Source organism: Streptomyces albus subsp. albus (assembly GCF_000725885.1).
GTDB lineage: Bacteria > Actinomycetota > Actinomycetes > Streptomycetales > Streptomycetaceae > Streptomyces > Streptomyces albus.
Genome location: NZ_JODR01000002.1, coordinates 176,974 through 200,771 on the forward strand (window position 1 = coordinate 176,974; position 23,798 = coordinate 200,771).

At 73.0% G+C, this 23,798-nt stretch carries 16 protein-coding genes and 1 pseudogene; 10 read left to right on the forward strand and 7 right to left on the reverse strand.

Going from position 1 to position 23,798, the window contains the following annotated elements:
- The first annotated feature begins 82 nt into the window (after positions 1-82).
- The 4 genes and pseudogenes from IO40_RS0102695 (at position 83) to IO40_RS0102710 (ending at position 4,444) form a co-directional block, all read left to right on the forward strand.
- Positions 83-700, forward strand: coding sequence for a hypothetical protein (locus IO40_RS0102695; protein ID WP_016470499.1), 618 nt, complete (start codon positions 83-85; stop codon positions 698-700).
- A gap of 322 nt (positions 701-1,022) precedes the next feature.
- Complete coding sequence (locus IO40_RS33045; protein WP_234336524.1) at positions 1,023-1,349, forward strand: hemerythrin domain-containing protein; 327 nt, start codon at positions 1,023-1,025, stop codon at positions 1,347-1,349.
- Positions 1,350-1,492: 143 nt separating this feature from the next.
- Positions 1,493-2,696 (forward strand): annotated as a pseudogene (locus IO40_RS33050) (MbnB/TglH/ChrH family RiPP precursor modification enzyme).
- 209 nt (positions 2,697-2,905) lie between these two features.
- Positions 2,906-4,444, forward strand: coding sequence for an alpha/beta hydrolase (locus tag IO40_RS0102710; RefSeq protein ID WP_016470495.1), 1,539 nt, complete (start codon positions 2,906-2,908; stop codon positions 4,442-4,444).
- Between the two features lie 4 nt (positions 4,445-4,448).
- Here the strand turns inward: IO40_RS0102710 and hemQ are convergent, their stop codons facing one another.
- Both hemQ and hemG read right to left on the reverse strand, forming a co-directional pair.
- Positions 4,449-5,165 carry a hydrogen peroxide-dependent heme synthase gene (gene hemQ / locus IO40_RS0102715; protein WP_016470494.1) on the reverse strand — a complete coding sequence of 239 codons (717 nt, stop codon included), beginning with the start codon at positions 5,163-5,165 and terminating at the stop codon, positions 4,449-4,451.
- 19 nt (positions 5,166-5,184) lie between these two features.
- Positions 5,185-6,588, reverse strand: coding sequence for a protoporphyrinogen oxidase (hemG, locus tag IO40_RS0102720; RefSeq protein ID WP_234336520.1), 1,404 nt, complete (start codon positions 6,586-6,588; stop codon positions 5,185-5,187).
- A gap of 130 nt (positions 6,589-6,718) precedes the next feature.
- On the opposite strand from hemG, the gene IO40_RS0102725 reads away from it, so the two are divergent.
- Positions 6,719-8,119, forward strand: a complete 1,401-nt coding sequence (locus IO40_RS0102725; RefSeq protein ID WP_016470492.1) for an FAD-dependent oxidoreductase — start codon at positions 6,719-6,721, stop codon at positions 8,117-8,119.
- A gap of 54 nt (positions 8,120-8,173) precedes the next feature.
- Here the strand turns inward: IO40_RS0102725 and hemE are convergent, their stop codons facing one another.
- Complete coding sequence (gene hemE, locus IO40_RS0102730; protein ID WP_016470491.1) at positions 8,174-9,268, reverse strand: uroporphyrinogen decarboxylase; 1,095 nt, start codon at positions 9,266-9,268, stop codon at positions 8,174-8,176.
- Between the two features lie 73 nt (positions 9,269-9,341).
- Between hemE and IO40_RS0102735 the strand changes: the two genes are divergently transcribed.
- The 5 genes from IO40_RS0102735 to IO40_RS0102755 all read left to right on the forward strand — a co-directional run bounded on the left by IO40_RS0102735 (position 9,342) and on the right by IO40_RS0102755 (position 17,520).
- Entirely contained in the window at positions 9,342-10,010 is a 669-nt protein-coding gene (locus IO40_RS0102735) for a DUF3000 domain-containing protein (RefSeq protein ID WP_031025339.1), read from the forward strand.
- A gap of 1,429 nt (positions 10,011-11,439) precedes the next feature.
- On the forward strand, positions 11,440-12,120 hold the full coding sequence (locus IO40_RS0102740) for a response regulator transcription factor (protein ID WP_016470489.1): 681 nt from the start codon (positions 11,440-11,442) through the stop codon (positions 12,118-12,120).
- Between the two features lie 98 nt (positions 12,121-12,218).
- Entirely contained in the window at positions 12,219-13,484 is a 1,266-nt protein-coding gene (locus IO40_RS0102745) for an HRDC domain-containing protein (protein WP_030405764.1), read from the forward strand.
- Positions 13,485-14,182: 698 nt separating this feature from the next.
- Entirely contained in the window at positions 14,183-15,397 is a 1,215-nt protein-coding gene (locus tag IO40_RS0102750) for a thiolase family protein (protein ID WP_016470487.1), read from the forward strand.
- A 2-nt stretch (positions 15,398-15,399) separates the two neighbouring features.
- Positions 15,400-17,520, forward strand: coding sequence for a 3-hydroxyacyl-CoA dehydrogenase NAD-binding domain-containing protein (locus tag IO40_RS0102755; RefSeq protein ID WP_030405763.1), 2,121 nt, complete (start codon positions 15,400-15,402; stop codon positions 17,518-17,520).
- Between the two features lie 390 nt (positions 17,521-17,910).
- Here IO40_RS0102755 and IO40_RS38480 read toward each other — a convergent pair whose 3' ends face one another.
- The 4 genes from IO40_RS38480 to narJ form a co-directional block, all read right to left on the reverse strand.
- Positions 17,911-19,752, reverse strand: a complete 1,842-nt coding sequence (locus IO40_RS38480; RefSeq protein ID WP_051719231.1) for an ArnT family glycosyltransferase — start codon at positions 19,750-19,752, stop codon at positions 17,911-17,913.
- A 108-nt stretch (positions 19,753-19,860) separates the two neighbouring features.
- Complete coding sequence (gene dxs / locus IO40_RS0102770) at positions 19,861-21,774, reverse strand: 1-deoxy-D-xylulose-5-phosphate synthase (RefSeq protein WP_016470484.1); 1,914 nt, start codon at positions 21,772-21,774, stop codon at positions 19,861-19,863.
- Between the two features lie 339 nt (positions 21,775-22,113).
- Positions 22,114-22,839: a respiratory nitrate reductase subunit gamma gene (narI, locus tag IO40_RS0102775; protein WP_031174793.1), complete on the reverse strand. Its 726-nt coding sequence runs from the start codon at positions 22,837-22,839 to the stop codon at positions 22,114-22,116.
- A gap of 19 nt (positions 22,840-22,858) precedes the next feature.
- Entirely contained in the window at positions 22,859-23,467 is a 609-nt protein-coding gene (gene narJ, locus IO40_RS0102780; protein ID WP_031174794.1) for a nitrate reductase molybdenum cofactor assembly chaperone, read from the reverse strand.
- Positions 23,468-23,798: the final 331 nt, after the last annotated feature.

Below are 23,798 nucleotides of genomic sequence, written 5' to 3' on the forward strand. Positions count from 1 at the left end.
ACCCGCCCGCCGGACGCCGGCGGGTTCGGGCCGCCCGAGTACAGGTGCTGGTCGGGTGTCGGCCGGAGGGACCGGAGGAAGAATGCTCACCATCCTGATATCCGTCTTCGCCGTTCTCGTGTCACTGGGGTCCTTGATCCTCGGATACACGTCCAGCCGCCGCTCCCATATGCCCGTCCTGCAATTCATGTGGGAGAGGAGCCAGGACACCGCGACGCTCGGCACCTGGTGGCTCGTGAACGTCGGAACGGGCCCGGCCACCAACGTCGTGGTCGCGCAGACGGAGCGGACGGGCCTCACCCAGGGCCTGAACGGTGAGACGTGGTTCAACCCGGTTCTGGTGCCGTCGATCCCCGTCGGCGGCAGGCTGGACCTGCCATGGCTCGGGGCAACCCGGGGGCTGGGGCGCGGGCTGGGAGCCAGCTACACGGATGTCCAGCGGTACTTCTACACCACCAAATGCGGGGACGACGTCTCCATGTTCTTCATCGGACTGCACCTGCCTCGCCGGCCCCTGCTGCGACTCGGCGGGGAGAAGGCCGTGAAGACCTGGTGGGACGTGGAGGACGAGCTGGCGGGCCCGCGGTGGTCTCCGGCCACGGTCGCACAACACCGGCGGCGCTGGTGGCTGGCCCGGCGTTTCGGACTCTGCCGGCGGCTGGGAGGCTGGGCGGACCCCGTCCTCTCCTACGCGCCGTGACAGACCCACGTACGCGGTCGGCGGGGCATGCCATCGGCCGCTGGGCTCTCCCCTGGTGACAGGGCGGCGGCAAGGGTAGGGTGCGGGAAGCGTCGCGTGCCGGTGGCAGACCGTGTCAGGCATGGAGGCGCCGGACCGAAGGAGACCGACGATGTACTCGTCGCACCCTTCGTTCTCGCGTGACTGAGCGCGAGACGACCAGGCTCGTGGCCTGGAGCCAGGAACTCCGCCGAGTGCACCACCGACTGCGGGACGCCCTGTCCGTGACCCGCGCATCCCTCGCCGACGGCACCCCGGTGAGGCGGCCACCCGGGAACTGCTGCTGTACTGCCACGGCTTCTGCGCAGCTCTCGACCGCCACCACCAAGGCGAGGACCGCACCCTGTTCCCCGCCATCGCGGCGGCGCACCCGCAACTGCGCCCGGTGCTACGCTCGCTCGAACAGGACCACTCGATGATCGCCCACCTGCTCGGCGGCCTCCGCGAGGCGGTCGACCGGGCCGCGCCGCCCGACGAACTCGACCGCCACCTCGAAGGCGTCGCCGCTCTCATGGAGAACCACTTCCGCTACGAGGAACGGCAGTTGCTCACCGTACTGGAAACCCTCGAACTGGCGGCCGGGGCCGAGGAGATGCTGGGACCGTTGTGAGGTGCGGCCGGCGCCCGGAGCGGAGGGACCGGCCACCAGGTGCCGGGCCGAATCTCAAGTTCAGCTCTGAATCGGCCGTCTCGGGGATTGAAACGGTCCGGTGCGAGCAGAAGACCCTCCGCGGCCACGGGGAGGAGCAGCGAATGGACAGGCTGGGCACCGGGATCGGTTGGCGGCCCGAGATCGCCGACGGCATCGAGGCGCTGCCGGGCATCGACTGGGTCGAGGTCGTCGCGGAGAACATCTGCCCGGGTCATCTGCCCGCGTCACTGGTCCGGCTGCGGGAACGCGGCACGGTCGTCGTGCCGCACGGCGTGGCGCTCGGTCTCGGGGGTGCCGAGCGCCCCGACCCCGGGCGGCTCGCGGCCCTCGCCGAACGTGCCGAGGCACTCGGCGCTCCGCTGGTGACCGAGCACATCGCGTTCGTCCGCGCGGGCGGCGGCACGACGGGGCTGCCGCTGATGGAGGCGGGCCATCTGCTGCCGGTGCCCCGGACCCGGGACGCGCTGGACGTGCTGTGCGAGAACGTCCGTATCGCGCAGGACGCGCTGCCGGTGCCGCTCGCCGTGGAGAACATCGCCGCGCTCATCAGCTGGCCCGGCGAGGAGATGAGCGAGGGCGCGTTCCTGGCCGAGCTGGTCGAGCGCACCGGGGTGGGACTGCTGATCGACGTGGCGAATCTGCACACCAACCACGTCAACCGGGGTGAGGACCCGGCCGAGGCGCTGGACCGGCTGCCGCTGGAGGCCCTCGCGTACGTGCACGTGGCGGGCGGTGTGGAGCGGGACGGGGTGTGGCACGACAGCCACGGGCACCCGGTGACGCGGCCCGTGCTGGACGTACTGGAGCAGCTGTGCGCCCGCACGGTGCCGCCGGGGGTGCTGCTGGAGCGGGACGAGAACTTCCCGCCGGTTGCCGAGCTGGCGGCGGAGCTGGAGTCGATCCGCGCCGTGGTGGGGGGCTCGCGTGTCTGAGGCCGCACGGCAGCGGGTGGGACGGGCGCAGGCGGAACTGCTGGCGGCGCTGGTCGCGGCGGGACCGGTGCCGGCCGGGTTCGACACCCGGCGGCTGGAGATCCAGGCGCGGGCGTTGCGGGCCAAGCGGGCGGACGTCGTCGCCAAGGTGGCGCCCGAGCTGCCGCAGATTCTGGGGGCCGCCGAGTACCGCAGGCTGTTCGCGGCGTACGCCACGGGGCGGCCACTGACGGGGAACCACCGGTGGGACGCGCTGGACTTCGCCGCGTACGCGCTGCGCCACGGGCGTCTCCCCCGCCGGGTGCGCAAACCCCTCAAGAGCTGGCGCGCTCACCGGCTGGGTCCCGCTCCGCCGGGCGGCTCGGCCGCTTAGCCGCCCCCGCGGAGGGCGTACTGCGGGCCGTACGGGGGGTGGCGGGGCGACACCCGAGGCCGCTGCTTTACATCGGCTTATCAGCGGTTGAGCATCCGATATGAACGGCGGTGCCCGTGGCACGGCCGAAGGAGCGGCGGCCAGGGAGCCTTACTGTGCGAGCAGCGGTCTTTTCGACGGTCGGGGCCCTGGCTCTGACGGCGGTCCCGATGGGGCCGGCGGTGGCCCGGGAGACGGTGTCCGAGCCGGTGGGCGTCGCCCGCGCGGCGGCCGAAGCCGCGGCGGCCGGCGTCCAGTGGCGCAAGTGCCCCGCCGTGGAGCGGCTGCCCCAGCCGGTGGAGTGCGGCACCGTGCGGGTGCCCGTCGACTACACCGACCCGGGCGGGAAGCACATCCGGCTCACCGTCAGCCGGGCCCGCGCCACCGGTCCGGCCGCCGAACGGCTCGGCCCGCTGCTCTACAACCCGGGCGGGCCCGGCGGCAACGGAATGAGCTTCCCGCTCTACAAGAGGCTGGGCGGGCTGTGGAAGCGGCTGAACGCCCGCTACGACCTGATCGGGTGGGCACCGCGCGGGGTGGGCCGCTCCGATCCGCTCTCGTGCCAGGACCCGCACGAGTTCGTGAAGGGGCCCAACCCCGCACCCCGCCACCCCTCGCCGGCGTTCAAGGAGGCGATGCGGAAGAAGGCCGCGGCCTACGCAGAGGGCTGCGCGGCGGCCCAGCCCGACCGGCTGCGCCACTACACGACGCCGAACAACGCACGCGACCTGGACGTCCTGCGGGCAGCGCTCGGCCGGCCGAAACTCACCTACATGGGTGTCTCGTACGGCACCTACATCGGATCGGTGTACGCGACGCTCTTCCCCGGCCATGTGCGCCGGATGGTGCTGGACAGCGTCGTCGACCCGTCGCCGGACCAGATCTGGTACCGGGCCAACCTCACGCAGAACCATGCCTTCGAACGCCGCTGGGAGGACTGGAAGCGGTGGGTGGCGGAGCACGACGGCACCTACCGGCTGGGGCGGACGGCCGAGCAGGTGCAGGCGTCGTTCGACAGGGCGATGGCGGCCGTGGAACGCGAGCCGGCCGGCGGGACGGTGGGGCAGAAGGAGCTGGTGGCCACGTTCCTGACCACCGGTTACGCGGACTCGACGTGGGCGCCGCACGCCAAGGTGCTCTCCGAGTTCCTCGCCGGGGACCCCAAGCCGCTGGTGCGGATCGCCGCTCCGCGGACGGCGAAGGCGGTGAGCGAGGAGAACGGCAACGCCGTCTACAACGCGGTCGAGTGCCAGGACGCGCCCTGGCCCCGCCAGTGGGCCCGCTGGGACGCCGACAACACGGCCTCCGCCGCCCTCGCCCCGTTCAACACGTGGGAGAACGCCTGGATGAACCTGCCGTGCGCCTACTGGAAGACCGAGCCGGCCCGCCCCATGGAGGTGCGCACCCGGCCGGGGCAGCTGCCGCCGGTGCTCCTGGTGGCCGCCACCCGGGACGCGGCCACCCCCTATGAGGGGGCGGTGGAGACCCAGCGCAGGCTGGCGGGGTCGTCGCTGGTGACCGAGCGCGGGGCGGGCAACCACGGGGTGAGCGGCGGCAACCGGTGCGTGGACGCCCATGTGGAACGGTACCTGCTGACGGGCAGGACCCCCGGCGACCGTGCGGAGTGCGCCGCCCGCCCGGAACCGGTGCCGGGCGGGCGGCAGACGGCGCAGGCCAAGCCGGTCTCCAACGCGCGGGCCGCCCGCTGACCCGTCAGGCCAGGCCTGCCACCAGTTCGGCCACCGGCTTGCGGCGGCCGGTGAAGAAGGGGATCTCCTCACGGACGTGCAGCCGCGCCTCGGAGCCGCGCAGGTGCCGCATCAGGTCGACGATGCGGTACAGCTCGTCGGCCTCGAAGGCGAGGATCCACTCGTAGTCGCCCAGCGAGAAGGACGGCACCGTGTTGGCCCGTACGTCGGGGAAGCCGCGGGCCATCTTGCCGTGGTCGGCGAGCATCTTGCGGCGCTCCTCGTCGGGCAGCAGGTACCACTCGTAGGAGCGCACGAAGGGGTAGACGCTCACGTAGGAGCGGGGCTCCTCGTCGGCGAGGAACGCGGGGATGTGCGACTTGTTGAACTCGGCGGGGCGGTGCAGCGCCATGTTCGACCAGACGGGCTCCAGCGCGCGGCCCAGCTTGGTGCGGCGGAAGCGGTTGTAGGCGTCCTGGAGGGCGTCGGACTCCTCGGAGTGCCACCAGATCATCACGTCCGCGTCGGCCCGCATCCCGGAGACGTCGTAGGTGCCGCGTACGACGACGTCCTTGGCGGCGAGCTGCGCGAACAGTTCCCCGACCTCGTCGGCGTAGCCGGTGCGGTCCTCGGGCAGCACGTCGCGCAGCTTGAAGACGGACCAGAGGGTGTAGCGGATGACCTCGTTGAGGTCCTTGGCCTTCTTGCCCGCGTTGGGGGCCTTGTGCGGTGCCTCAGTCATGGCTCTCTTCTCACCGTTCTCACTCGTCGTCCTCCCCCGCCCGGGGGGAGGGGGTCGTGGTCAGGACGCGGTCGGCGGCCCGCCGGCCGCCGGCGACGCAGGCGGGGATGCCCACGCCCTCGTACACGGCGCCGGCCACGGCCAGTCCGGGCACGGCGGCGACGGCTTCCTGGATGCCGGCCACCCGCTCCAGATGGCCGACCGGGTACTGCGGCAGCCCCCGGCGCCAGCGGGTGACGAGGCTGTCGACGGGACGCGCGTCCAGGCCGGTGGCGGCGCGCAGGTCGCGCAGCGACAGTTCGACCAGGTCGGCGTCGTCCCGCTCCAGCACCCGGCTCTCGCCGATGCGGCCGAGCGAGGTGCGCAGCACGTACAGCGAGGGGTCCTGCGCGGCCACCCAGTCCCATTTGGTGCCGGAGAAGGTGGCGGCCTTGATGGCCCGCCCGTCGACCGGGGGCACCAGGAAGCCGCTGCCGGCCGGCAGGCCTTCGGCGTCGGAACGGCGGAAGGCGAGGGTGACCAGCGCCATCGACGCGTACTCGACGCGGTCGAGCGCGGCGGCGGCCGACGGCGCGTGCGCGGCCAGCAGCCCGGGGGCGGGCGCGGCCAGCACCACGGCGTCGGCGTGGATCACCTCCTGCTCGGTGACGGCGGCCCAGCGCGGGCCCTGCGCCGGCCGGACCAGTTCGAGGACGGGGGTCCGCAGCCGGATGTCGGCGCCCTTGGCGGCGCAGGCGTCGGCGACGGCGCCGGGCAGCCGGCCGATGCCGCCCTCGATGCCCAGGAAGACCGGTCCGGGCGGCGCCAGCGTGGCGGCGGCGCGCTGCTGCACCGCGCGCACCCCGGCCAGCAGGGACCGTTCGCTGCGGGCGGCCTCGTACAGCTGGGGGACCGCGGCCCGCATGGAGATCCGGTAGGCGTCACCGGCGTAGACGCCGCCGAGCAGCGGTTCGACGAGCCGGTCGACGACCTCGCGGCCGAGCCGCCGCGCGACGTACTCGCCCACGGCCACGTCCTCACCGATCTCGGTGCGCGGCAGCCGGTCGTCGTCCGCGATCCGCGCCAGCCCCTCCGGCGAGAGCACCCCGTCGAGGGCGGCCGGGTCGCCGGGCACGCCCATCACGTGCCCCTTCGGCATCGGTCGCACGGCGCCGCGCGTCCAGATCGCGCCACCGGCCACGGTCGGCGGCCGGAGCTGTTCGCCGAGCCCGACGGCGCGGGCCAGCTCCACCGCCTCCGGGCGGCGCGCCAGCAGCGACTCGGCACCCAGATCGACGGCCACCGTCCCCGCGATGCTGCCGGTACGCAGCTTGCCGCCGAGCCGGTCCGTGGCCTCCAGCAGAGTGACCCGCGCGCCGTTGACCAGCAGGTGGTGCGCGGCGGACAGCCCGGAGATGCCGCCTCCGATGACAAGTACGTGCATATGGGCAGTCTCGCAGAGCGCCGATCCGTGCATAACGTTGGCCCTGTTCGCGGGTCTGTAAAGGTGACGGCGATGATGCGCGGGGCACCTGCCCCGGCACGCGGCCGGGTACGGCGAAGGGAGCGTGGGCATGGCAGCGCGGCGGATGGTGGTCATCGGCGGAGATGCGACGGGGATGTCCGCCGCCTCCCAGGCACGGCGGCTGAAGAAACCGGACGAGCTGGAGATCGTGGCCTTCGAGCGGGGCCGCTTCTCCTCCTACTCGGCCTGCGGCATCCCCTATTGGGTGGGCGGTGACGTGACCGAGCGCGACGCGTTGATCGCCCGCTCCCCCGAGGAGCACCGCTCACGCGACATCGACCTGCGGATGCGCACCGAGGCGGTGGAGCTGGACGTGCCCGGCCAGCGGGTGCGGGTGCGCGAGGAGACGGGCGGCGAGCACTGGGTGGGCTACGACGAGCTGGTGCTGGCCACCGGCGCCGTCCCGGTCCGCCCGCCGCTGCCCGGCATCGACGCCGAGGGCGTGCACGGGGTGCAGACGCTGGAGGACGGGCAGCGGCTCATCGACGCCCTGGAGCAGCGGGTGGAGTCCGGCGGGGCTCCCCGGGCCGAGGGCGGGGAAGCACGCCGGGCCGTCGTCGTCGGCGCCGGTTACATCGGGGTGGAGATGGCGGAGGCGTTCGTCAAACGCGGCTACTCGGTCACGGTGCTGGAGAAGGGCGAGCAACCGATGTCCACCCTGGACCCCGACATGGGGGCGCTGGTGCACGAGGCGATGTGCGGGCTCGGCATCGAGACGGTGCTGGGTGCCGCCGTCACCGAGATCCGCACCGACGCGCAGGGGCGGGCCCGCGCCGTGGTCACCGAGGACGCCGAGTACCCGGCGGACGTGGTGGTGCTCGGGCTCGGAGTCCGCCCGGCCACGGAGCTGGCACGGGAGGCGGGGCTCCCGCTGGGCGAGTCCGGCGGGCTGCGCACCGATCTGGCGATGCGGGTGCGCGGCCACGAGAACATCTGGGCCGGCGGCGACTGCGTGGAAGTGCTCAACCTCGTCTCGGGCCGCCCCCAGCACGTGGCGCTGGGCACACACGCCAACAAGCACGGCCAGATCATCGGCGCCAACATCGGCGGCGGCTACGCCACCTTCCCCGGCGTGGTGGGCACGGCCGTCAGCAAGGTGTGCGATCTGGAGATCGCCCGCACCGGGCTGCTGGAGGCGCAGGCCGCCGCGGTGGGGCTGCGCTTCGAGAGCGTACTGATCAAGTCCACGACCCGGGCGGGCTACTACCCGGGCACGGCGCCCATCCACGTGAAGATGATCGCCGAGCTCCGTTCGGGCCGGCTGCTCGGCGTGCAGATCGTCGGCCGGGAACACGCGGGCAAACGCGTGGACATCGCGGCCGTGGCCCTCCACGCGGGCATGACGGTCGAGCAGATGACCTGCCTCGACCTGGGGTACGCCCCGCCTTTCAGCCCGGTGTGGGATCCGGTGCTGGTGGCCGCCAGAAAAGCGGCGGCGGCCGTGCGGTGAGCGCACGCACCGGGGGCGGCCGTCACCGTAGGGCCGCCCCCGGGTGCGGGAGAGCTAGCGCGCGGTCTGCTCGTGGACGTACGCCACCAGGTCCGTCAGCGCCTGCGGGTCGGTGTCCGGCAGCACCCCGTGGCCGAGGTTGAAGATGTGCCCGTCCAGACCGCGCGCCGCCTCCAGCACCCGCGCGGCCTGCCGCTCCACGGCCTCGCGGGGGGCGAACAGCACGGCCGGGTCGAGGTTGCCCTGGATGGCCTTGCCGGGGCCGACCCGCCGGGCGGCCTCGTCCACCGGAACCCGCCAGTCGGCACCCACCACATCGGCGCCGGCCTGCCCCATCAGGCCCAGCAGCTCCCCGGTGCCGACACCGAAGTGGATACGGGGCACGCCATAGGGGGCGACGGCCTCGAAGACCTTCGCCGAGGCGGGCAGCACACTGCGGCGGTAGTCCTCCGGCGCCAGCGCCCCCACCCAGGAGTCGAAGAGCTGCACCGCGGAGGCCCCGGCCTCGATCTGCACCTTGAGAAAGGCGGCGGTGATGTCGGCGAGCCTGTCCAGCAGCGCGTTCCACAGCTCCGGGTCGCCGTACATGAGCGCCTTCGTACGCTCATGGTTCTTGGAGGGGCCGCCCTCGACCAGATAGCTGGCCAGGGTGAAGGGGGCACCGGCGAAGCCGATCAGCGGGGTGCCGCCCAGCTCACGGGTGAGGATGCCCACGGCCTCCGTCACATAGCCGACGTCCTCCGGGTCCAGGGGCCGCAGCCGCTCCAGGTCGGCACGGCTGCGGACGGGCTGCTCCACGACGGGGCCGACACCCGGCTTGATGTCGAGATCCACACCGATCGCCTTGAGGGGGACGACGATGTCGCTGAAGTAGATGGCCGCGTCCACCTTGTGCCGGCGCACCGGCTGGAGGGTGATCTCGGCCACCAGGTCCGGCCGCATGCACGAGTCGAGCATGCCGATGCCCTGGCGCACCTTGCGGTACTCCGGCAGCGAACGACCGGCCTGCCGCATGAACCAGACGGGAGTGTGCGGCACCGCCTCGCGGCGGCACGCACGCAGGAACGCTGAGTCGGCGGCAGCGTCTCCCGCGGCTACGGCGTTCTGGTTCGGCGTCGGCTGGCCCACAGGGCGGTCGTTTCCACTCACGCCTGAAGTCTCCCATGGTCTAAAGGGGTGTCCTTACCGGCATGGAGTGCGGCAGCCGCCTACTCTTCGGCCCATGACTGCGGCGCGGGCGGCGAAGACGGGAGGCTTCGACGGAGTGGAAGGCACCGGCGGCACGGGTGGCTCTGGCGGCGGCGGGGACACGTCCCCGCCGCCTTTCCGGGCGGCGGTCACGGCACTGGGCGAGACCCGGCCGCGTCCGGAGGTGCGGCTCTCGCCACTGCCGCCGCCCCGGCGGCTGGCCCCCTTCACCTTCGCGCTGGAAGCGACGGTGAGCGAGCCGGAGGACGCGGCCGTCGAACTGGCCGACGGACGGTTCGTGCTGCTGCACGATCCGCAGGGCCAGGAGGGCTGGCGCGGCACCTTCCGGGTGGTCACGCTGGCCCGCGCCGAACTGGAACCGGAGATCGCCGGTGATCCGCTGCTGCCGGAGGTGACCTGGTCGTGGCTGACCGGGGCGCTGGAGGCGCGGGGCGCCGGATACACGGAGCCGAGCGGGACGGTGACCCGGTCGAGTTCGGCGTTCTTCGGCGGGCTGGCCGAGCGCGCCGCCGAAGAGGTGCTGGAGATCCGGGCGAGCTGGACCCCGGACGGCACCACCCCGGACGCCGCCGCGCATCTGACCGCCTGGTGCGAACTGCTCTGCCAGTGCGCGGGGTTGCCGCCGGAGACGGGCGAGGGCAGCTCCGTGGTGCAGCTGCCCCAGCGCCGCGGCCCGCGCTGACCGCCCGGCGCCCCCTCCGGGCCGCCCCTGCTGACGGACCCCCACCCGGCCGCGGGCCCGCCCCGGCCCACCACCGCCGGGCGGGGCACCACCGGGCCGCCCCGCACACACGGCAACCACTGACGAGCCGCGCCCCCGTAGCCCGGACCGCGTCCGGACCGCCACCGCGGACGGGCCGGGCACGACCGGCCCCTGCCCGCCCCCTGGCGTGCCGGACGCCACCGACTCCACCCCTGGGCCGGGGGCCCGCCCGGCCCGCACCCACCGGTGGGCCACCGCGCACCCGCCCACCCGTCACACATCCGCCCCACAACCACCGGGGTCGGTCGGTGCCACCGGCCACCCGCACAGCAACCACTGACAGGCAGCGCGCGCGCACGACCGGCCGCCCTCCCCACCATCACCGCCACGAACCAGACCCACCGGCCCCCGCCCGGACCACCACCACTGGCGGCCGACTTGGACAGCCCCCGACCGGTCAACGACATCGGCCCGCAACCGCCGGCGGAGCAGGCACACGCTCACCCGATACGCACCCGCCTCACAGCCGCCGATCCATCGACTCCGCCCCCGGCCGAGAACCCCGCCCGACCCGCAACCATCGACAGGCCACTGCACGCACCCACCCGCCACGCACCCGGCCCACGACCACCGATCCACCGGCACCACCGGTCCGCCCGGCCCCACACCGCTGACGCGCCGCGCACGCAGGCAACCGGCCGTCTCCCGACCGTCACCACCACGGGCCAGGCCCATCGGTCCCCGCCCGACCACCACTACGGGCGGCCGTAGGACCGGCACCCCCAACAACCGGCCAACATCACCGGCCCGCAGCCACCGGCGGGCCGGGTACGTGTTCAGCCGGTCCGCGATCGATAGCCGCGAGACCGCCGGGGCCGTCCGGGTCCCGTAACCGCTGGGGCGCCGTGCACGCACGCGACCCGTTGTCGCTCGCCGCAGCCGTCAGCCGGCGGGCGCCGACGGTGCGTATCCGGGGCGGGAGTGCCAAGGGGCTCGGTGTCGCAGGGCCGTGCCCGGGTGTGGCCGCTGGCGGTCGGCGCGTGCGTTGCGGTCCCGTCCGGCTGGGACTGCTGACCGGCCAGCACCAGTCGTGCGCGGCCGGGCTGTGCCGGGTTATCTCTTTCTGTTGCCGCACTCGGCGGGACGTTCTCCTGTCGAGTGCGACGTTTTGTCTACAAAGAACCTCACCAATTTCCCACCCGCCACCCGGTCGGTCTCTGTGTAGACAAAGGAATCTTTCCGCCAGGAAAAAGACATGTGAAACGGGATTGCGGAAATTCAGGTCACCAATTCGTGATCTTTCTCTAAAGGGGTGCACGGAAGGTGCCGAAGGAGTCTGTGACCCTTCACGCGGAATATCCGACTCGTTCGGTTCCGTCCCCCACAGCCACTCCCTGCAGGAGGCCCGGTGTCTGTTCTCCTTGAGCACCCCACAAGCCTGGTCGCCTACCGCCCGAACAAGCCGACGGCCATGGTCGTCGTGGCCGACCCCCGCGTCCGCTCCACCGTGACCCGCCATCTGTGGGCTCTCGGCGTCCGGGACGTGATCGAGGCGTCGTCCATCGCGGAGGCCCGTCCCCGCGTCGGCAACCCGCGCGACATCTGCGTGGCCGACGTGCACTTGCCCGACGGCTCCGGCCTCAGCCTGCTGTCGGAGACCAGAGCCGCCGGCTGGCCGAACGGCCTGGCCCTGTCCGCGGCCGACGACATCGGTGCCGTACGCAACGCGCTGGCGGGCGGTGTCAAGGGATACGTCGTCACCGGCACCCGCACCAATCTGGGCGGCCCGATGCCCACCCGGCACGGCGCGGCCCCCATCGGCGCGGCAGCGGCGGCCCGTATGCACCGCCGTCCCGGCGGCGGCCCCGGCGGCCCCGGGCACCCGGGCGGCTACCGCGAACTGTCCGGCCGCGAGGTGGAGGTGCTGCGGCTGGTCGCCGAGGGCCAGTCCAACAAGGCCATCGGCGTGTCGATGGGCCTCTCGGCGCTGACCGTCAAGAGCCACCTCGCCCGTATCGCCCGCAAGCTGGGCACCGGGGACCGCGCCGGCATGGTCGCCGTCGCACTGCGGACGGGGATCATTCACTGAACCGGCGCCCCCGCGCCTTCCGCTTGCCGGGCGCCCGCACGACGTAACGTTCCGTCGGCGGGCGCCCGGCTTCGCGCGTGCGCGGCTACCCTTGACGGGTGACCGACGCCCAAGAGACCGCATCAGCCCCCGCAGCTCAGGCCCCTGTCCAGGACTCCGCCCCGGCGCCGGTCCCACTCCTGGAACCACGTGAGGGCATCCCACCCGTCACCGCATCCGCCGAGGGACTGGCACAGGTCACCGCCGCCTTCGCCGCCGGGAGCGGGCCGGTGGCCGTCGACGCCGAACGGGCCTCCGGCTACCGCTACGGGCAGCGGGCCTATCTGGTGCAGCTGCGCCGCGACGGGGCCGGCACCGCGCTCATCGACCCGGTCGCCTGCCCGGACCTGTCCGGCCTCGACGCCGCACTGGCGGACACCGAGTGGGTCCTGCACGCCGCCACCCAGGACCTGCCCTGCCTGCGTGAGATAGGCATGCGGCCCGCCAGGCTCTTCGACACCGAGCTGGCCGGGCGGCTGGCCGGATTCGCCCGGGTCGGTCTGGGCGCGATGGTGGAGAACGTCCTCGGCTACGCCCTGGAGAAGGGACACTCCGCCGTCGACTGGTCCACCCGTCCGCTGCCCGAGCCGTGGCTGCGGTACGCGGCGCTGGACGTGGAGCTGCTGGTGGACCTGCGGGACGCGTTGGAGGCCGAGCTGGCGCGGCAGGGCAAGCTGGAGTGGGCCCGGGAGGAGTTCGCGGCGATCGCATCGGCACCGGCCCCGCCGCCCCGCAAGGACCCCTGGCGGCGCACCTCGGGCATGCACAAGGTGCGGCGGCGCCGGCAGATGGCCGTCGTGCGGGAGCTGTGGCAGGCGCGGGACGCGGTGGCGCGCAAGCGGGACGTCTCGCCGGGCAAGGTGCTCACCGACGCGGCGATCGTGGAGGCCGCGCTGGCGATGCCCACCAGCGCGCGTGCCCTGGCCGCGCTGCCCGGGTTCGGCCAGCGGATGGGCCGCCGTCAGCTCGACCAGTGGCAGGCCGCGGTCGAGCGGGCGCGGACGCTGCCCGAGGAGGAGCTGCCGCAGCAGAGCCAGGCCACCACCGGTCCGCCGCCGCCGCGCGCGTGGGCGGACAAGGACCCCGTGGCGGCGGCCCGGCTGACGGCGGCGCGGGCGGCGGTCACCCAGCACGCCGAGGAACTGAACCTGCCGCAGGAGAATCTGCTGACCCCCGACACGGTGCGCCGGCTGTGCTGGGAGCCGCCGGCCGAGATCACCCGCGAGTCGGTCTCGGGTGCGCTGCGCGCGCTGGGGGCTCGCGAGTGGCAGATCACGCAGACGGCGGAACTGCTGTGCGCGGCGCTCACTTCCGCGGAGAAGTGAGCGCCCCCGGCAGGGAGCCGGTGACTGCGGGACGGCGCACGCCTGAGCCGATGGCAGGCCCCTGAGCGGTGGCAGGCGTCCCCCCGCGCGGCGGCTGCCGGACGGCGGGTGCCCGAGCTATGGCTGTTCCCGGTGCCGTTCGGTGCTGTTCGGTGCCGTCGGCGTGGGGCGGGCTGCGGGGAGCAGGGCCCGTGTGGGGCGCGGACGGTTCCGGGGCAGGTGGCTGGGGAGGCCGGCGGTTCGCGGGGCGCGGTCGCCGTCCCGTATGCCGTCGGCTTTCGCCGTGGTGGCCACCGGTCGTGCTGCCGCGCCCGCTGGGGTGCCGTGCCGGTCGTGCTGCCGTACCCGCCGGAGTGCCGCGCCGACCGCGCTGCGTGCCCGTCGAGATGCCGTGCCCGTCGAGATGCCGTGCCCGTCGAGGTGCCGTGCCCGTCGAGGTGCCGTGTCGGCCGACGTGTTCCGGCGCCGATGTGGCCGTTCCGCTTCAGGTGAGCCCTCCGGCCCCGGGTGCGGGACGGAAGTGACGAGTCCGGACGGAAGGGGCGGTCTGCAACGGCGGTGAGGACCGGGCGAGGAGGGGACAGGCTGTGGCCGGGGCGTTCGGTACGGCGCGAAGTGAGGTCACCCCTTGCCACCTGGTTACCGGCAAGTAGCATGGGGGTCGACCGACCCCTGGCCGCACCTGGAGGAGAGCCAACGTGCCTCGTACCGCAAGGGACGTCGTCTTCGTCGACGGCGTACGCACACCGTTCGGCAAGGCGGGCCCGAAGGGCATCTATCACGAGACCCGCGCCGACGACCTGGTCGTCAAGTGCATCCGTGAGCTGCTGCGCCGTAACCCCGACCTGCCTCCGGAGCGCATCGACGAGGTCGCCGTCGCGGCGACCACCCAGATCGGCGACCAGGGGCTGACCCTGGGCCGTACCGCCGGCATCCTCGCGGGGCTGCCGCAGACCGTGCCCGGTTTCTCCATCGACCGGATGTGCGCGGGCGCGATGACGGCCGTGACGACGACCTCCGGCTCGATCGCCTTCGGTGCCTACGACATCGTCGTGGCCGGCGGTGTCGAGCACATGGGCCGTCACCCGATGGGCGAAGGCGTGGACCCCAACCCGCGTTTCGTCTCGGAGAAGCTGGTCGACGAGTCCGCCCTGTTCATGGGCATGACCGCCGAGAACCTGCACGACCGCTTCCCGCACCTGACCAAGGAGCGTGCGGACGCCTACGCGGTGCGCAGCCAGGAGAAGGCGGCCAAGGCGTACGCCAACGACAAGATCCAGCCCGATCTGGTGCCGATCTCCGTCCGCCGCACCTCCCCCGAGGGCGGCGAGACCGGCTGGGGCCTGGCCACGGCCGACGAGCCGATGCGGCCGGGCACCACGCTGGAGGGCCTGGCGGGCCTCAAGACGCCGTTCCGTGCGCACGGCCGGGTCACCCCGGGCAACTCCGCCGGTCTCAACGACGGTGCCACCGCCTCCCTGATCGCCGCCGAGGATGTCGCCCGCGAGCTGGGGCTGCCGGTCAAGATGCGGCTGGTGTCCTACGCGTTCGCCGGTGTCGAGCCGGAGGTCATGGGCGTCGGACCGGTGCCGGCCACGGAGAAGGCGCTGGCCAAGGCCGGGCTGTCCATCGACGACATCGGGCTGTTCGAGATCAACGAGGCGTTCGCCGTCCAGGTGCTCGCGCTGCTGGACCACTACGGCATCGCCGACGACGACCCGCGCGTCAACCAGTACGGGGGCGCCATCGCCTTCGGCCACCCGCTGGCCTCCTCCGGCGTCCGGCTGATGACCCAGCTCGCCCGCCAGTTCGAGGAGCAGCCGCACGTCCGCTACGGCCTGACCACCATGTGCGTCGGCTTCGGCATGGGCGGGACCGTCATCTGGGAGAACCCCCACTGGGAGGGCAAGTAAGAATGAGCACCGCTGAACTCCTCAAGGGTGCGGCCGAGCTGTTCCCGGACGAGGTCGTCACGCAGGCACACGTACGCCATCTCGACCTGCCCGGCGGCGCGGGCCGGTTCGCCCTCATCACGCTGGACAACGGGCTGGACCACACCAAGCCCACCACCTTCGGCCCGCAGTCGCTGGCCAACCTGGACGCCGCCATCGACCAGGTGGAGAAGGAGGCGGCGGACGGCGAGATCAAGGGTGTCGGGATCACCGGCAAGCCGTTCATCTTCGCCGTCGGCGCCGACCTCAAGGGCGTCGAGCTGCTGAAGCGGCACGAGGACGCCGTCGCCATCGGCAAGGGCGGGCACGACGTGTTCGCACGTCTGGCCGGTCTGGCGGTGCCCACGTTCGCGTACTACAACGGCGCGGCCATGGGCGGCGGCGTCGAGGTCGGTCTGCACTGCACCTACCGCACCGTCTCCGCCGCGGTGCCGGCCTTCTCGCTGCCCGAGGTCTTCCTCGGTCTGGTGCCCGGCTGGGGCGGTTGCGCGCTGCTGCCGAACCTGATCGGTGCCGACCGCGCCGTCAGCGTCATCATCGAGAACTCGCTCAACCAGAACCGGCAGCTCAAGGGCAGGCAGGTCCACGAACTGGGCATCGCCGACGCCCTGTTCGAGGGCGCCGACTTCCTGGAGGAGTCGCTGCGCTGGACGGCCGCCGTCCTCAAGGGCGAGATCGAGGTCGTGCGCCCCGAGGTGGACCGGGGCGAGGCGTGGGACGCGGCCGTGGAGCGCGGCCGACAGATCGCCGACGGCAAGGTGCACGGCGCCGCCCCCGCCGCCTACCGGGCCCTCGACATCATCGCGCAGGCCAAGAACGGTGACCTGCGGCAGGGCTTCGAGGCGGAGACGCAGGCGCTGGCCGACCTGATCATGGGCGGTGAACTGCGCAGCGGGCTGTACGCGTTCAACCTGGTGCAGAAGCGCGCCAAGCGGCCGGCGGGTGCGCCGTCCAAGGACCTGGCGCGACCGGTCACCAAGGTCGGTGTCGTCGGCGCCGGGCTGATGGCCTCGCAGCTGGGCCTGCTGTTCGCCCGCCGCCTGGAGGTGCCGGTCGTGCTGACCGACATCGACCAGGAGCGCGTCGACAAGGGCGTGGCGTACTGCCACGAGGAGATCGACAAGCTGCTGCTCAAGGGCCGGGTCAACCAGGACAAGGCCAACCGCCTCAAGGCCCTGGTGACCGGTTCCCTCGACAAGGCCGCCGCGTTCGCCGACGCGGACTTCGTCATCGAGGCCGTCTTCGAGGAAATGGGCGTCAAGCAGCAGGTGTTCGCCGAGGTCGAGGCGGTCGTGCCCGAGCACGCCATCCTGGCCACCAACACCTCCTCGCTGTCGGTCACCGAGATGGCCTCCCGGCTCCAGCACCCCGAGCGCGTGGTGGGCTTCCACTTCTTCAACCCCGTCGCCATCCTGCCGCTGCTGGAGATCGTGCGGGGCGAGAAGACCGACGACGCGGCGCTGGCCACCGCGTTCGGTGTGGCCAAGAAGCTGAAGAAGACCGCCGTGCTGGTCAAGGACGCGCCGGCGTTCGTCGTCAACCGGGTGCTGACCCGGTTCCTGGGCGAGGTGCTGCGCTCCATCGACGAGGGCACGCCGGTGGAGGTCGCCGACCGCGCGCTGGCCCCGCTGGGTCTGCCGATGTCGCCGATCCAGCTGCTGGAACTGGTCGGCCCCGCCGTCGCCCACCACGTCGCCGGCACGCTGCACACCGCCTTCCCCGACCGGTTCGCCGTCTCGGAGAACCTCGGCCGCGTCGTCGAGGCCGGCAAGCGCAACCTGTACTTGCCCGGCACGCAGGAGCTGGACGCCGAGGTCGCCGGGCTCTTCCAGGTCGGTGACACGGTGCTGACCGAGGAGCAGGTCCGCGAGCGGGCGCTCAACGCCATCGCCGAGGAGATCCGGCTGATGCTGGACGACGGTGTGGTCGCCGAGGCCCAGGACATCGACCTGTGCCTGATCACGGGTGCCGGCTGGCCGTTCCACCTCGGCGGGGTCACGCCGTACCTCGACCGTGAGGGTGTCAGCGAGCGCGTCACCGGCCGCCGCTTCCTGGAGACCGGAGTCGCCAGCGTCCCGGCGTGAGGCCCTCCCCGCCGCCCCGGCATCCCGCTCCCCTGCCCTGATATGGCGCCCGGAGCCGGATGCCGGGGCGCGGGTGTGCCGGAAAGCGGTTCCCGATGCCGTCGGCGGGACTTCGCCGACGGCATCGGGAACCGCTTTCGTATTCCGGGCGGCATGCGCCGTCGGTTCCGCCCGATTCCGCTCTCCGCGGCCGGAGAAGAACGGGGCACTGTTCAGTTGCGGGCCGGGCCTCGCGGGAACAGGCGGGGGCGCGGCGTCGCGGAAAGACCCGGGTATTTCCCTACCCGGTCGGCAGCAGGGAACGGACTCGCCTCGGAATCTTTTCCGGGGTATTCCGTCGGTCGCGGACAGAAGGTCCCGTCCTGGCCGGGGGTCGCGGTCGCGGCATCGTCAACGGGCGGCGGGGGTGGGCCGGGAGGCGGCGGCGCCGGTTCTGGGGCCGGTGCGCAAGTAGAACTCGGAGCCGTCGATGGTCGCCACCTTCTCGTAGTGGCGGTGCAGATGACGGCGTAGGGTGGGGACGCGCTGGATGCCGTACCGCTTGCCCCGCGAATCGTCGACGATCAGTTCTGGCGGACGCAGTCGCAACTCCCGCTCGAACCGGGGCCAGGCGCCGTCCATGGCGTACCGCTCCCCCACGCGAGCCTCGCCCCTCCCCCCGCTGAAGTTGGTGAGGAAGCCGGCGGTCAGATAGCGGGAGGCCGGCATGCGCCGGGACAGCCAGTACCCCTCGGGGTGCATGCCCCACAGCAGCACCCGGTCCCCGCGGTCGGTGTAGGAGCGCACGGTGTCGGCCAGCCGGTGGGCGTGGTCCAGTTCGGTGCGGCCCGCGGTGAAGCCCCAGCCGACGAATCCGCAGGCGAGCAGCGCGGTCGCGGTGAGTGCGGCGGTGGCGGCGCGGGCTGTGAGCTCGTGCAGCGCGGCGGCGCCGAGCAGAGCGAGCGGGGGGACGAGTTGCAGGAAGTAGTGGCCGAAGAACTGGAAGCCGACCGTGGCGGCGCCGAGCGAGACGGCGAGCCACAGCCACAGGTCGGCGGTGCCGCTGAGCGGCGGGTGGGGGCCGGGGGCGCCGGAGGCGCGGGTCCCGCCGGGGCGACCGGGGGCGGCCAGGTGGCCGGGGGCGCTGTGACAGCTGAGGTCGCTGTGATGGTCGGGACCGTCGTGATGACCACGGCCGTCGTGATGACCACGGCCGTCGTGAAGGCTGGGGTCACTGTGATGATCGAGGCTGCTGCGATGGCGGAGGTCGCTGATGGCGCCGAAATCGCCGGGGAAGCCGACGCCACCGGTACCGCCGAGAGCGCCGGCAAGGCCGGAGCCACCAGTACCGCCGTGGTCGCCGGCAAGGCCGGAGCCACCAGCACCGCCGAGGTCGCCGGTATCCCCGGGCCGGCCGGGTGATGTGCGGCGGCGGATGACCTGGACCAGGGCGACGACCAGCGGCAGGGCCGCCAGCGTCAGCAGGCCGAGGCCGGCCAGAGCGCGCAGTACGGGTTTGAGGCCGGCGCCGTCGGCGGAGAGGTAGGAGCCCGAGCCGGTCGCGATCCAGTACAGGAACCGGCCCGGTTGGTAGGCGAGAGCGGTGCTCACCACCGGGAGCGCCGCTCCGGCGGCGACCCGCAGTGCCGCTCCCCAGCCGGCCCGCGCCTGCCACAGCAGGGCGAACACCGGGAGCAGCACGGCACCACCGGTCTGTTTCGAGAGCACTGCTCCGGCGACGGCCAGCCCCGCGCACAGCCACCGGGACCGCTCGGCGCACCAGATGGCCGCCACCGTCCAGGGCAGCATGAAGACTTCGAAGGTCGCCGCCTGGGTGTCCTCGGGACTGAGCCCCACCGTCAGGAAGACGTAGCAGATGCCGGCCGTCCACGCCGCGCGCTCCCCCCACCGCCGGGCCGCGATCGAGGCGGCCAGCACGGCGCCCGCCAGCACGGCGAGGACCGCCGCGACGCGCAGCGGCCACAGCGAGTCGTCGCCGAAGAGGGCGAACGCCCCCCGGTAGAGCCACGGCACCAGCGGCGGCTTGCGGTCCACCACGGTGTCGTAGAGCACTCCGCCATGGGCGAGCTGCCGGGCCTGGGTGGCCAGAAATCCCTCGTCCGGGTTCCAGGGGGTGCGGAAGAAGGAGGGCAGCCGGGTGAGCACGGTGAGCGCCGCCAGGACGGCGACGAGCCGCATCCGGTTCGTCGTGGGCGCCGTGGCGGTGCGCTCGGCGGTGCGGGAGGGCGGCATGGGCCCAATCTAGCGAGCGGGTCGGGGCGGGGCCGTCCGGCCCCCGGCCTGCGGTTTCCGCCGTCTCCCGGGCCCCGGGAGACGGCGGAAGGGGCATGCGGCCCCGGGTCAGTCGGCGACCTGGGCCTGCCGCGCGTCGAACCTGCCGTCGAGCTTGGCGACGAGCCCGGTGACCTGGCGGGCGATGTCGGGCGCGGTGAGCCCGATCTCCGCCATGATCTCCTTGCGGGAGCCGTGGTCCAGGAAGCGCTCGGGGATGCCGAAGTCGCGTAGCGGTACGTCCACGCCGGCGTCGCGCAGTGCCTGGGCGACGGCGGAGCCGACGCCGCCCGCGCGGCTGTTGTCCTCGACGGTGACGACGACCCGGTGCTGTTCGGCCAGCGGCGGCAGGGACTCGTCGACCGGCTTCACCCAGCGGGGGTCCACCACGGTCGCGGTGATGCCCTGCTTGTCGAGCAGGTCGGCGATCTCCAGGCACATCGGGGCCAGCGCTCCGACGGAGACCACCAGGACGTCGGCGCGGGTGCCGTCGGCCGGCTCCCGCAGGACGTCCATGCCGCCCAGCCGGCGCACCGCGGGGACGGCGGGGCCGACGGCGCCCTTGGAGTACCGCACGACCGTGGGGGCGTCGTCCACCTCGACGGCTTCACGCAGCTGGGCGCGCACCTGGTCGGCGTCACGGGGCGCGGCCAGCCGCAGGCCGGGGACGCACTGGAGGATGGACATGTCCCACATGCCGTTGTGGGAGGCACCGTCGGAGCCGGTGATGCCCGCGCGGTCCAGGACGAAGGTGACGCCGCACTTGTGCAGGGCCACGTCCATCAGGAGCTGGTCGAAGGCCCGGTTGAGGAAGGTGGCGTAGACGGCGAAGACGGGGTGCAGTCCGCCGGTGGCGAGCCCGGCGGCGGAGACCGCGCCGTGCTGCTCGGCGATGCCGACATCGTAGACCCGGTCCGGGAACTCCTGCGCGAAGGCGTGCAGTCCGGTGGGCCGCATCATGGCCGCCGTGATGGCGACGATGTCCTCACGCTCGCGGCCGAGCTTGACCATCTCGTCGCTGAAGACGGAAGTCCAGTCGGCGCCCGAGGACTTGACGGGGAGCCCGGTGTCGGGGTGGATGACGCCGACGGCGTGGAACTGGTCGGCCTCGTCCTGGCGCGCCGGCTGGTAGCCGCGGCCCTTCTGGGTGAGGCAGTGCACCAGAACAGGGCCGCCGAACCGTTTGGCCCGCTGGAGTGCCGATTCCACGGCCCCGATGTCGTGCCCGTCGATCGGGCCGACGTACTTCAGGCCCAGGTCCTCGAACATGCCCTGCGGCGCGATGAAGTCCTTGAGGCCCTTCTTGGCGCCGTGCAGCGTCTCGTACAGCGGCTTGCCGACGACGGGGGTGCGGTTGAGCACGTCCTTGCCGCGCGCCAGGAACCGCTCGTAGCCGTCGGTGGTGCGCAGTGTCGCCAGATGGTTGGCCAGGCCGCCGATGGTCGGCGAGTAGGAGCGCTCGTTGTCGTTGACGACGATCACCAGCGGCCGGTCCTTGGCCGCGGCGATGTTGTTGAGCGCCTCCCAGGCCATGCCGCCGGTCAGCGCGCCGTCGCCGATGACGGCGACCACGTGGTCGTCACGGCCGCGCACCTCGTTGGCCTTGGCCAGGCCGTCGGCCCAGCCCAGCACGGTGGAGGCGTGCGAGTTCTCGATGATGTCGTGCTCGGACTCCGCCCGTGACGGGTAGCCCGACAGCCCGCCCTTGGCGCGCAGCCTGGAGAAGTCCTGGCGGCCGGTGAGCAGCTTGTGCACGTAGGACTGGTGTCCGGTGTCGAAGAGGACCTTGTCCTTGGGCGAGTCGAAGACACGGTGCAGGGCGATGGTCAGCTCGACCACGCCGAGGTTGGGGCCCAGGTGACCACCGGTCTTGGAGACGGACTCCACCAGAAAGGTGCGGATTTCCTCGGCCAGCGCCTCCAGCTGCTCCGGGGTGAGCCGGTCCAGATCGCGTGGTCCCCTGATGCGGGTCAGCAACGCCACCCGTACCTCCTTGCTTCGAGCGTTCGAACGCTAGCGAGCCGTCGTTGTCGGACCGAGCCGATTCCTCCCCCAACCTTCGCCCTGGGGGTCCCCCGGGCGGAGTCCGGGGCAGTGCTCCCAGAGTCTAATGTTCCGCCGTCGCCGGGGTTCACCGGCTGGTGGCATATCAGTCACACGAATGACTACCCCTACCGGGGGTGTCGGATCACTTACGTCGGACACGGACGGGCGTTCCCCCGCCTGCGTCACCCACACCCCGGCGGGCACGAATGACTCGTATCTCACACCACCGGAGCCGCCCCGGCACATTCGAACGCCTATACGACTCAGGCGGTGTTCTCACACGTCGATGCTCTCCCAGCCCCGGCGCGGCGGGCGCTCGGCCGGCCGTCCGGCGGGACGGCTGCGGTAGACGATGTACGGCCGCGCCAGATACCACCAGGGCGCGCTGAACATGTGCACCAGCCGGGTGAACGGCACGACCGCGATCAGCACCATGCCGACCACCGCGTGCACCTGGTAGGCCACCGGGACGTCGGCCATGGCCCCCAGGTCCGGCCGCAGGGTGAACAGGCTGCGCGCCCAGGGGGCGAGGGTGGAGCGGTAGTCGTAGCCATGAGCCGGTGTGGAGTGGGCGAGCTTGGCGTACATCCCGGTGCACAGGGCCCCGCCCAGCAGCAGGTACATCGCCTTGTCGTTGCGGGTGGTGGCACGGAAGACGGGCCGGTTGGTGCGGCGCCGGTAGACCAGCACGGCCAGCCCCGCGACCGTCAGCACCCCGGCCAGTGTGCCGCCCACCAGCGAGAAGAGGTGGTACGGGCGTTCCGTCAGGCCCACCGCCGACGTCCAGGAGGCGGGGACGAACAGCCCGGTCAGATGCCCCGCCAGGACGAAGAGGATGCCGTAGTGGAAGACCGGCGAGGCCAGGTTGAGCAGCCGCGTCTCGTACACCTCGGAGGAGCGGGTGGTCCAGCCGAACCTGTCGTAGCGGTACCGCCACCACAGCCCGGAGACCAGCAGCGCGAACGCGGCGTAGGGCAGGGCGCCCCACAGCAGGATGTGCATCACTGTGCCCTTCCGGGCCTCATCGGGCCCGCTCGGTGAGGGGGACGAGGACCGGGCCGGGCACTCCGTACGGGGTCAGGCCCACGTCCTCGCGGGGCGGCCCGGCCGCCGCCAGTCTCTCGGCCCGCGCCCGGTCGGCGGGGCCCGGCGCGGGCAGGGTCGCGCAGACCGCGGCGACCACCTGCGCATAGGGGGTACCGGCCCAGGCCAGCGCCTCCCGGAGCTGTTCCAGTCCGGCCCGGTGGCGGCGCAGCAGCCCGTCGGTGCGGCTGACGGCACTGAATTCGAGCACCACCGGCAGGAAGTCGGGCAGCTCCCCGCCGTCCGGCTCCAGCCCGTACCGCTGGTAGGTCTGCTTGACGCGGAGCAGCGCGGCGCCGCGGCGCCGGGTGTCGCCGTCCTCCCACCAGGTGAGGTGGAGGCAGTGCCGCCGGTCGAAGTCGAAGGTGTGCACGTAGTGCGCGGCCAGCTCGGTCCGCCCGGTGGCCTCGGCGTGGTCGAGGAAGGCCAGCAGGGGCCGGGCGGCGGGGGTGCCGGCGCCGGTGACGGCCTCGCGCAGCAGGGGCAGCTCCCGCATCAGCTCCTCCCCGGGGTAGCCGAGCAGCCGGGCTGCCGCCTGCCGGAGCACGGCCGTGCGGAAGGCGGCACCCCGCGCCCCGCCGCCCCTCACCGGGCCGCCCCGGCACGGACGGCTCCGCCCGGGACCGCCTCCGGCCGGAACGCTTCCGCGCGGACGGCAGCGGCTCGGGACACGCCCGCCCGGATGACCTCCGTCCGGGCCGTCCCCGCTCGGCCGGCTCCGGCCCGGACCGCCCCCGCCCGGGCGGCCCTCCGCCACATCACGTCTCCTCGGGCCGCACCAGACTGGGCCGCACCAGACTGAGCGGCTCCGTCCCGGGCGGCTCCGGTCCGTGACGCGCCCGCCCGGGGCGCCCGCGTCCCGATCCGTGGGCCCGTCG